This is a genomic window from Clostridium sp., assembly GCF_036569345.1.
In the GTDB taxonomy this organism is placed as follows: domain Bacteria; phylum Bacillota; class Clostridia; order Clostridiales; family Clostridiaceae; genus Clostridium_AD.
In genome coordinates, this window is the sequence record NZ_DATCQT010000209.1 from 1 (window position 1) to 10,419 (window position 10,419).

The 10,419-nt window shown below is 28.0% G+C and carries 11 protein-coding genes; 4 read left to right on the forward strand and 7 right to left on the reverse strand.

Annotation, left to right across the window (positions count from 1 at the left end; all coding sequences use genetic code 11):
• The first annotated feature begins 275 nt into the window (after positions 1 to 275).
• The 4 genes from VIM70_RS21935 to VIM70_RS21950 all read left to right on the forward strand — a co-directional run bounded on the left by VIM70_RS21935 (position 276) and on the right by VIM70_RS21950 (position 3,031).
• The gene (locus VIM70_RS21935) at positions 276 to 563 is read left to right on the forward strand and encodes a hypothetical protein (RefSeq protein WP_331947906.1); all 288 of its coding nucleotides are present in this window, start codon (positions 276 to 278) and stop codon (positions 561 to 563) included.
• Positions 564 to 602: 39 nt separating this feature from the next.
• Positions 603 to 1,163 (forward strand): hypothetical protein, encoded by a 561-nt coding sequence (locus VIM70_RS21940; RefSeq protein ID WP_331947907.1) that lies wholly within the window; start codon positions 603 to 605, stop codon positions 1,161 to 1,163.
• A 147-nt stretch (positions 1,164 to 1,310) separates the two neighbouring features.
• Positions 1,311 to 1,727 (forward strand): hypothetical protein, encoded by a 417-nt coding sequence (locus tag VIM70_RS21945; protein WP_331947908.1) that lies wholly within the window; start codon positions 1,311 to 1,313, stop codon positions 1,725 to 1,727.
• Positions 1,728 to 1,729: 2 nt separating this feature from the next.
• Positions 1,730 to 3,031 (forward strand): hypothetical protein, encoded by a 1,302-nt coding sequence (locus VIM70_RS21950; protein ID WP_331947909.1) that lies wholly within the window; start codon positions 1,730 to 1,732, stop codon positions 3,029 to 3,031.
• Positions 3,032 to 3,248: 217 nt separating this feature from the next.
• Here the strand turns inward: VIM70_RS21950 and VIM70_RS21955 are convergent, their stop codons facing one another.
• The 7 genes from VIM70_RS21955 to VIM70_RS21985 form a co-directional block, all read right to left on the reverse strand.
• Entirely contained in the window at positions 3,249 to 4,121 is an 873-nt protein-coding gene (locus VIM70_RS21955) for a hypothetical protein (protein ID WP_331947910.1), read from the reverse strand.
• A gap of 421 nt (positions 4,122 to 4,542) precedes the next feature.
• Positions 4,543 to 7,929, reverse strand: a complete 3,387-nt coding sequence (locus VIM70_RS21960) for a hypothetical protein (RefSeq protein WP_331947911.1) — start codon at positions 7,927 to 7,929, stop codon at positions 4,543 to 4,545.
• Positions 7,922 to 8,134 (reverse strand): hypothetical protein, encoded by a 213-nt coding sequence (locus VIM70_RS21965; protein ID WP_331947912.1) that lies wholly within the window; start codon positions 8,132 to 8,134, stop codon positions 7,922 to 7,924. Before VIM70_RS21965 ends, VIM70_RS21960 begins: the two co-directional genes overlap by 8 nt.
• A 266-nt stretch (positions 8,135 to 8,400) precedes the next feature.
• On the reverse strand, positions 8,401 to 9,018 hold the full coding sequence (locus VIM70_RS21970; protein WP_331947913.1) for a hypothetical protein: 618 nt from the start codon (positions 9,016 to 9,018) through the stop codon (positions 8,401 to 8,403).
• A gap of 60 nt (positions 9,019 to 9,078) precedes the next feature.
• The gene (locus VIM70_RS21975) at positions 9,079 to 9,327 is read right to left on the reverse strand and encodes a DUF7662 domain-containing protein (protein WP_331947914.1); all 249 of its coding nucleotides are present in this window, start codon (positions 9,325 to 9,327) and stop codon (positions 9,079 to 9,081) included.
• 79 nt (positions 9,328 to 9,406) lie between these two features.
• Positions 9,407 to 9,643, reverse strand: coding sequence for a YdbC family protein (locus tag VIM70_RS21980; RefSeq protein ID WP_331947916.1), 237 nt, complete (start codon positions 9,641 to 9,643; stop codon positions 9,407 to 9,409).
• Between the two features lie 23 nt (positions 9,644 to 9,666).
• Positions 9,667 to 10,380 (reverse strand): SprT family zinc-dependent metalloprotease, encoded by a 714-nt coding sequence (locus tag VIM70_RS21985; protein WP_331947917.1) that lies wholly within the window; start codon positions 10,378 to 10,380, stop codon positions 9,667 to 9,669.
• Between the last annotated feature and the right edge of the window lie 39 nt (positions 10,381 to 10,419).

Sequence of the window (10,419 nt, forward strand, 5' to 3'; positions counted from 1 at the left end):
TTGTTCATCACAGTCATTTATTAGTCTTTACCGGCCCAAGTTACCGATTAACACACTCAACCATGAATCCCCAGTAATGGGAATAAGGTGCTGGAAAAATTAAGTTCCGCAGTGCATGGTTTTTAGCTTGCCAAAAACAAAGTATCGAAATCAATACTAATATTTTTGCTATTATTTTAGGAGTAGATAAAACATTTCTAAATGTTAATATTGGGGAAGGGTATAGAATAGAAGAAGTTTTTTTAGACGAATGTGAATACAAAGATAAGATTGTTATGGGTGATAACTCTATTAGTAATAATTATTTGTTTGCTCAAATCAAAACTGAAAATGAAGGGAAAGAAAAAATAAGTTTTATATGTATTACTAAAAAAGATAAATTACAATACCCTCAACCAAAGCTCGATAATTCATTTCACCTATCTGATAAGAATCCATTATTCGATGATGAGATGCAAATCTATAAAGATAATAAGTATAGAGAAATTTATGATTTTATTTCAAAAATCATGTTATTTAAAGAGGGCGATATTGGAATATATGAAGTTTTTTTGAATTTTTAGTATCAATTTTTAATTATGAATAATGAGTTCACGAACACCGTGCTTATACAAGATGCAAATATTTTATGTGAAAATACATATACAGTTAATGAAAATGAAATACAAGTTTTAAATGAATTTCTAGTAAATCATAACGAAGCGTTTGAAATCTTACATAAAGTAATTGATAGTTTTACATATTCCTATAAACTGTCATATGACGCAAAGGCATTTGAACAAATTATAACAACACTTGAAATTTTGTTCCTTAATAAAGGTGAGTCAATGAAAACAGAAAATTTATCTAAGAGAGTTGCTGTTTTTTTAGAAGATGATGATGTCAAAATTTTAGAATTATATAAGGAGATAAGGTCTTTTTACAAATACAGGTCAAAGTCTACTCATGAAGGAATCGATTTAAAAATAACAAGAAATGCATTGGTATCTTTAAAAGAATATACAAGAAGGTCTATAAAAAAATTTATTGATGTTATTGAAGAAGACCTATTAATAAATTCTTTATGTAATTTCCATAGTATAAAAATCAATATTATTTTACAGCTTAAACAAGATATAATAGTAAAAATCCAGACAGGTATACTTCCTGAAAGGGCAAAATAAATGCATAATTGAGAATACTAAACAAATCATTTGCTCCTATTTTGTTTAGACTTTTACTCTCTAATTTAAATGTGTAAAATTAATGTTGACAATTGTGAAAGTTGAAACTTATAAACAAGTGATAAATTTTTAATAGAGGTGGTTATTTTGCTTAATAATAAAACTGAACAAATTGCAGTGAGTGGTGTTATAAATGCTATACTTCAAAGTAATATATTAGAGCCATTTATTGATTCTAATGATAAAACACCATCTTGGGATGGAAACATTTTGGTTTATAAATCGACAGATACTAAAAAAAGTAATTTAAAAGGCAAAATCCCCGTACAAGTAAAAGGTACTGCTGTTAAAGAATTTAGTGATGATACTATATCATTCTCTTTTAACATCTCTGATTTGAAAAACTTTCTTACGGACGGTGGCGTATTGTTTTTCGTTGTACAACTCATTGGTGTAAATAATGTAAAAATATATTATACCACCTTACTACCAATCGATATAAACAGACTTTTGAAAAAAGCAAAAAAAATCGAAACAGCTTATCTGCAAATCTTAAAGCTTTAAACTTGACTAATTCAAAACAATTAGAAAGCATTTGCTATAGTTTTTTATATAATAGAGAACTTCAATTTAGTACATATAACCACTCGAAAAATATAAGAAACTTTAATAAAATAACATTTAAAGTGTTCCCAGATGGTACCCCATTAAACGATTATCTTTTTAATAATGAAGTATATCTTTATGGTTATGATAACAGCAATACATTACCAATGCCCATAAGTAAAATGGCAATAGAAACGATTTCGCATAAAATGGAAAAGAAAATTGTCATTGATTCGATTGAATATTTTGATAGTTATGAAATTATAAACTCTAAAGAGAATAGTATAGTTAGTTTTGGCAAAAGCTTTACCTATAATATCGATAGTTCAGAATTAAACTATAAAACAAGGGGTAATTTAAAAGAAAGATTAAATGATGCAACATTCTTGAATAAGTTAATTGAAAAAAACTACTTTAATATAGGTAATGTTAAAATAACAAATTTAAAATTACCTAAAAGTGAAAGTGATTCTATTCGTAACTATTTAAACTATTTAAATGATATATTGGATTTGATGAAATTCTTTCATATTAATGATGAATTAAATATGGATATCTTTAATACTAAAGACTACATTAATATTAACTCTTTAATTGATATTGTCCTTTATAACAAAAAAATCAAATACCCAAATCAGCCTGGAGTTACAAATGTAATAATCGCTAATATAAATATTGCCATTCTTATCACTCTTGATAAAAACAGCATTATTAGTATAGAGGATTATTACAGCAAAATGTTTAAAAACCACAGGGTGTACTATATATCGCAAATAGACCAGAAGACGATTGTATGTAGTCCTTATGTGCTATTAAAAGCAAGTGATATAATTGAGTCCAGTAATTTAGATTTAGACGTTGTTGAGGACTCTTTCAAAAGTATCGCACTAAACAATGATAATTCTGGTGCAGCTAACACTCTGATTCTAGAATTAATAAAAGTATATGACATAAATAATGACTTTACTAACTGTTTAGATACTGCCATCAATTTATGTGAATGGCTACAAGAATATGATAGTAATTCTTGTATATATATAATTAATAAATATCAAATTATAAAACGCTTGCGAGACTTAAATAAAGAAGAAAAACGTAAACTTATGGAAATTAGAAGTGCATCAATAGAAAACATACCAATACAATGTGGCATTAGTATTTTATTGGAAAATAAAAGTGATTTTGAATATAATTTTGAGAAACTTCCTGAAGAAGAAAGTAACGTATTCTGCGAGTACCCCATCTATAAATTAATTAAATAATGATTAAATATTAATGTTAAAGAAAAGAATAAAAAATAGCTGCTTTGCATAGCAGCTATTTAAGTATATGGGCAAATTCCGATATTACTTATCTGATATTACTTATATAAGATTCTAACGAAAGGGAAGGCATTCCCAACAAAAATTTATTGTAAGATATAATCGAAAGATATAATTGCTGATGATGAGCCTAATTTAAGACAGCGTCATCCTTTAATTAAGGGTATCTAGTTAGATTATCAAAATAGTCATACATTGTTTTTCTCTTTTCTTTAGAAAAACCGCTATAAAATGAATTTGTATCTTCATATTTAGTATTATAGCTTAATGCAATACTAAAACAATCTGCAAAAACATCTTGTTTATGCTCTGCAAGCACATTATTCCAACTTGTAGGAAAAGTTTCTTCAAACATTTCCTTAAATCCATATGGAATTACGGAATCATCATTTGTTATTGCAAGGTGCAGTGCATGACCAGTTTCGTGCATAAATACTTCAGAAATTGGACTCTTATCAATTGCATTGTTTCTGGAATTAATAATAGTATTAAGATTAATATAATATACTGAATCCAGATTAGAAGACATATTAAAATTCAAAATAACAAGTGGATTATTCTTGTATATTATATCGATAGATGATTTAGCTAATGACATATTAAGGATATCTATAATTTCTTTTTCTTTAATAAGTTCAGAACTATTTTCTAAGGGCACATTATACATAGAAAGAAGTTCATGAACAATTGCTATTGTTTCTTTATAAGATTTAATAGTAGGATTAATACCTAGACATCCAAGTATAGAGGTTATAAAAATAATATATGAATCCTTTTCTTTAAAATAGAAATATTTAACCTTATCAATAACATTATTTTTATAATTCATTTGTTTCCCTAGAAAGATAGAATGCCTGTATTGATTAATATTTTCAAGTGCATTTTTTATAAGATATCTTTTATCCATCGAGTTTAGTATAATATAATTAATTTCATCTAAGTAATTCAATGCCTTTTTCTTAGTGTTACTTTTGCTATAAAATTTGGCAAGAGTTTCTTGTATATCATTTAACTCTTCAAATTTATTCATGGACAGCTCCTAGTATTATTACCTTAGAATATTATATTTTAAATGTTATTCTAATATAACTACTAGATAAAAATTCTGATGTATATACCGTAAGAATGATGCAACCAGTGTCAAAGTCCTCATTACTTATTATTCTACGTTCGATACACGTCAGTTCAATAAAATTAATATACTAATGAATATACTTCACAAATATAAAAGAGCCTATTTCTAGGCTCAATAACTTAAGTTTCTTATTGTGTACTCATTCTATTAATTAGCATTTGGGCAAATTCATAAGCTAAAATCTTAATTTGGTTATTCACCTTAATAAGTTCGTTCCAGAATATATTTTATAATCTCGGTATCTAAACAACTTATAAGCAATTATTTGTCATTTGTAATTTAAAGGTTTTCGTATTAAGTCCGTTAAATGATAACTTTATAATTTATCATTGTGTTTTTTAGCAATTACATTCAATTGTTGAACAATACTCACATCCATTTTTACACATACTTCTGTTAAAAATTTATAATATGATTTATAATCATCATCATTTTGTCCGAAAACTTGTAGAAATGAACTAATCCCTCTTGTACATGCAATTATTATATCTTTTCCCCTTTTAAATTCTTTTGAAATTAAAATATCTCCTAATTTATTTTCTTCTATGCGAATCTTTGAAAAATTCTCAAAAATGACTAAACTAATGTAGTTATTTTTGGTAATTAAAGCAAGTAGTGAATCTTTGAATTCTGGATACCGAAAAGCAAGCAAATTAAAATAATATTTACTCTTACTTGAATAGTTATCAATATACTTAACAACCATCATTGCATAGTCTAGAAATACTTCATTTGTCACAGTACTATGAATAGTTTTAAGAAATACAATATAAACATCAACGAAACTTAATAAATCTGAATTTTTATCCATCGAGAGATAAACTTTAAATTTTTCTACCATTTCTTCCTTTGAATTAATAGTTAGTGATAGGTTAAATAGGTCTACTGAATTAAAGTTTATAAAATCGTACTTAGAAAGTATAAGTTTGATATTTGCATTGCTAATTATCATTGACCGTTTTTCATCCTTTTGTTGTATGCTCCTCAATACGGCAACTATATTAACAATATAACTGCCTTTATCTCCAAGGCTGCTCTTTAGAGTAAAATCTGAGTTTAAATATGGAATCTTATTGTCTAGTGAGTAGCTTGCACAGTGTATCGTTTCTTCATGATATGCATCTACTCGTTTAAAGTCTAATAGTATTGCAGTATCAACTGGTACAAACTTTACGTCCACAGAATCTTTAAAATAATCAAAAACTGTCCTTATTAGAGCGTTTTCTGTATTTGATAATAATAGTTGAAGGCACTCAATAGTTGTATATGATATATATACTGTTTTAAACTCATCGAGTAACTCTAATAATCCAGCTTCAGCCAAGATATATAGCCCTATAGAATCAATTAATATCTCATCTATTACTAATTGTGTTGTAGTTTGAACTTCAGTTATATCTCCAGATGTAATCTTTAATTTCTGTTTGTGATTTTTAGAAGCCACTATCTGTATAATATTAATTCCAGAAAATTTAATATATGTTGAAACCCCGATTTGATGGTTATTAAAAGCATTTTGAATAGTATTATCCCTTGGTATTTTTGACCCAGTCTGTTTTTGCAATTCTTCTAAAAACTTACCTTTGCTTATATCTCCTTCGTCAATTTTAATCGCTTTAATCCAGCCATTGTTGGGATAATCCACAATATAACCCTGCATTGTAGCCATCCAATCGTCGACTCGATTACATCTTAGGCTAATGCCAGCAAAGAATGGGTGACTTCTTGCCTTTGAATTATCTTTATCAAATTCTTTTGCCCTTTTAGCGTATTCAAAAGCATTTCCCAGATTTGAATGAAATACTTCTAGCGTGCTGTAGAGCATATATAACTCCGATGTTTCTGCCAATTTATTTGTACTAAGAAATTTTACTAATGACTCTGTTTTATTTAAGTCATTAGCTTTAAAGTAATAACCAGCACTTCTAAGTAGATACTTATTATTTTTAGTCAGCTTATAGAGTTCCTCTAGTTGTAATGCTACATTTAAAACATCACCTTTAAGTCTGTAGTACTCTATAGTCATTTGACAATAATCAACATCCTCCAGCTTTAATTTATCAAGACTATCATAAAAAATGTAAAGTAGTTGTAAATCGCCTTGCCTCAATAAGTAAAAAAACTTCCTTTTTATAAATTCGCTTTTATCAATTTTCCCTATTTTATATTCACCATTAAACACCTTATCCAAGACAATGCATAATTCCTCATCATAATTATTAATATCTAAAAATCTACTAGCGTCTAAAATCGTGAATGCATTATTGGAACCTCTTACTATATCCATTAATTTATTTTTAGCCTTTAAATGCTCATTAATTCTTTCATAATATAAAACAAGCAACATATTAATTGGTTCATCATCTGGTTCAATACTAATATACTTCTTGTAATATACTAAAAACTCATTATAATCTTGATTTCTAGTTAACGAATCCATAAAAATATACTGGAGATGCTTGTCCTCTTTGTATTTATCGTCTATAAATGGTCTTAACTTATCTATTAATTCTTCATACTTGCCTTTTCGAGACAAATTGAAAATTTCAAACTTAAATTGTTCTTCAGGAGAAAGGTTTCTTCTTGTTTCTTGGTTATCGTTACCTAAAGACAACTCAGCAATTGCTTTAACTCTCATTAAATCATTATTCATTACATCTATATATTCTTTAGATTCAGAGCTAATTTTAATTATTTCTTTCGGTCTTTGAGTTAAATGAAGACAACTGAAATAGAAAGGCATTAGCTGTTTATATAATGTCTTTTTTAATTCTATGTTAGCTGTATTGTAAAGTTTATTAAATATATCAATAGCCTTATCTAATGCATCATAATCAACTTCATTTAACTTAATAGTATCTGTTTCATCTTTATTTATTGAAGCTATGAAGTAATAAGACACACCAATAGCTAATTCTCTTTGTGCTGTATAATTTAATGCATTAGCATCTTCATAATACTTTTTCGCCTCATAATATTCTCCACATTGAAGAGATATATCCCCTAGGACAGTTTTCATTTTGATAATTTCTTCTATAGTCCCTGAAATATATTTAGGATGTGAAGTAATTTTCTCAATTGCATCTTTGTATTCAATAGTCTTATTGATGGCATTTAAAAATATTCTTGAAAGAATAGCATTTAAGTAATCGCTCTTAAATGCTAACGCTTTATCATTAAAGTATATAGCCTTTTGAATATCTTGTTTATTATGGTAATATACAGACAGTATGAAAAAAAATTTATTAAGTTCTTTGACTTCGCCGAGAGACTCAACCTTTTTTATCAATAATTTGATTTTTTCATCATCTTCATTGATGTTGACATAGCAGTTCAAAAGTCCATTGTATATAGAAAATTTGTCATTAACTGATAACCCTACATCAAAATTATCATACATCAACTTATTATAAGCCTCAATTGCTTTATATGTTAAACCTGAAGTAATCAATTCTTCAATTGGTTTAATTTTTTCAGTTAATGTAATACTGCTATCAGATGTTAATTGAGATTCTGGTGTGTTTATTATAAAAACATTAATACTTTTATCAATGCTATTTCCAGTTCCTATGTTTATATCTTGAACATTTATGGTAGAGTCATGAATTTTATCGAAGTTTAAGACATCTCTAACACAACTCTCCATATCTGGAACTATTTCAGGATGATTTGGGGTTATAAAATTTTTAAGCCATTTACTCATCTGCATCCTTATCACCCTTTGTTATCCTATTATTTTCACCAATATTAGTATTACTTACTGTAACATTACTGTTTTTTATATTTTTTATATTTTCACTATTTTTAATATTATTACTACTTTTTTTAGTAGTCTTATTCACTCCATATGTAATCCCTATCACACCAACTATTATACCAATAATTGTAACTATCGTTCCAAACTCCATCTCTTCGCCCCCTTAGTAAAGTATAAATAAATACTATAACTTTAAGTTAATTATACTGCTATAATTGGCATTAGCAACCATTTCACTTTTGTTAAATATATAATTTAAATCTTAAAATTTTAACTATAATTCAAAAATCTAAATATTGTTATGAAATCCCGTAAGAAATGACGTTCTACCTAGTATGATATTTTTTATTAGCATTCTGTATTTCTCAATACTTTTAGTAACAAAAGATATACCTTAACTCTACTTTTTTAACCTTTCTACGCCTTTATTACAATACACGGTTCTGATAACATACCTATATCATTACTTATTCCTGTTCTCAAAAGTGCAGCAGCAACTAAATTATATGGATTCTCTGCTGTCACAGCGTTAGCTTGTACTATTAATGGATATTCTTTTATAAATATTTTTACCGCAATCTCTGCGTCACCTGAATGAGTTAAAGCCTTCGAATCCTTAGAAACAAATGCCTCCCATATAAACAAGTTAACGTTTTCATTTATAAAATTATCCCACCTAAATGTTACCTTTATTTCTACATTTATTAATATCTTAATTCTATTTAGTATCCAAACAGTCTCGGTCAACCCTGTGGCTAATGCTCCACACCCTGCACTCCACGCTCTGTCTCCTTCACCTTTTCTTGCGCTTGTTAAATTTAAAGGTTCATCTGATATCGGTAAAAATAATGGGCATTCAAACCCTACAGCTACTTTATATCCATTAGATAAATCCTTTGCGATACCAATAGAAAACTCTTCAATACTTGTTCCTATACTCCAACTATCTATTTTCCCTAATTCAGCTCTGCACCACCCAAAATTTTTCTTTTTAATCGAACCAATATCAGCACACCAAATCACCAAATTACCCATTTTTAATGCTCCTCAATTTTTACAAATTACACCCTAACTATCTTAATCCTAAATAATTTTCTAATCAACCTTCGTGAACTCTATATATTTACCTAACTTCAATTCTGTTTTCTTCCATCCATTTTCTACCCATGACCTTGTTATAGTATGTGTATCACTTACACCCCAATAGGCACTATATTGATAGGCGGATTTAGGAAGTTTAAACCCTATTATTTTTTCAATATTATCATAAGTCAATATTACCTTTTCTTCTTTCAAATTCTCAAAATACTTCATCAGCAATTCATATTTATAGTCGCCTAGCATTGCTTTTACATCTCCTTTTATTTAAATATTTATAATCATAATGACTGCTAAATATTATTTCAACAGTCATCATAATCATTTACCCTATATCCAATTCGTCTATATTAATATCTTTTAAAATCTCTTTTAATTTATCCAATTCAACTTTACTAATTGTAATCCCTTTTCGCATTTTAATATGGTCTTCATCCCAATCTCTAATATCAATTTTTGGTTTTCTATCGTTCCAGCTTATTATATTTATCTCTCTTTTCCAACCCTTAGCCTCTGACAAAACTCCAATGTTCTTAATAATATCAAACTTTATTTCAGACATTAATACCACTCCTTCTCTTTAACTTATAAGTCCATCCTAACACCGTAATTTTTAAGCCACTCTTTTCTTATCTCATAGTCAGGCATTACAGAAGCTACAAGCTCCCAAAACTCCTTTGAATGGTTCTTGTGATACATATGGCACATCTCATGGACTATTATATAATCTAGAGCATTTGCCTTTGCCATTATACATCTCCAATTGAATAATAATTCATTTTTAGATGTGCAACTTGCCCATCTCTTCTTTTGTTCTTTAACTTTTACAACTGTAGGAACGATATTAAAGAACCTCTGATAGTATTTAACCTTTAACCCTATCATTTCTTTGGCTCTGCCCCTGTACCAGACTTCCATGGCTTTTCTAATATCTTCTTCATTTTTATTTGGAGCTGTAACAATAAATTTACCTCTAAATAATTTTACCTTAGTATTTTTTATGTTTAAATCTAATTCTATTTGCAGCGAGTAGTTCCGCCCTAAATACATAAAGGATTCACCATTAACAAATTCTCTATTAATATGGACATAATGCATATGTTTATAAGCATAAATTTGTTGTATAATCCAATTTGCTTTACATTTCACCTTTTCAACTACTCTTTCTTCTGATGTCCCAATAGGAGCAGTTACAGTAATAATATTGGGTGCCTCTACTGCAATTTCCATCGTCTTTCTATTTTTATACTCTACATTAAATGCTATGTTTGTTGTTCCATACTTAAAGGAAAGCTTCATACGATACCTCATTTATTAGGTTTAAGGTGAGCCTATGCC

What these genes read in the sequence shown, in the direction of transcription:
- VIM70_RS21935 (WP_331947906.1), top strand. Translation starts at nt 276, where the DNA reads ATGGGTGATAACTCTATTAGTAATAATTATTTGTTTGCTCAAATCAAA.
- VIM70_RS21955 (WP_331947910.1), bottom strand. Translation starts at nt 4,121, where the DNA reads ATGAATAAATTTGAAGAGTTAAATGATATACAAGAAACTCTTGCCAAA.
- VIM70_RS21965 (WP_331947912.1), bottom strand. Translation starts at nt 8,134, where the DNA reads ATGGAGTTTGGAACGATAGTTACAATTATTGGTATAATAGTTGGTGTG.
- VIM70_RS21975 (WP_331947914.1), bottom strand. Translation starts at nt 9,327, where the DNA reads ATGCTAGGCGACTATAAATATGAATTGCTGATGAAGTATTTTGAGAAT.
- VIM70_RS21960 (WP_331947911.1), bottom strand. Translation starts at nt 7,929, where the DNA reads ATGAGTAAATGGCTTAAAAATTTTATAACCCCAAATCATCCTGAAATA.
- VIM70_RS21970 (WP_331947913.1), bottom strand. Translation starts at nt 9,018, where the DNA reads ATGGGTAATTTGGTGATTTGGTGTGCTGATATTGGTTCGATTAAAAAG.
- VIM70_RS21980 (WP_331947916.1), bottom strand. Translation starts at nt 9,643, where the DNA reads ATGTCTGAAATAAAGTTTGATATTATTAAGAACATTGGAGTTTTGTCA.
- VIM70_RS21985 (WP_331947917.1), bottom strand. Translation starts at nt 10,380, where the DNA reads ATGAAGCTTTCCTTTAAGTATGGAACAACAAACATAGCATTTAATGTA.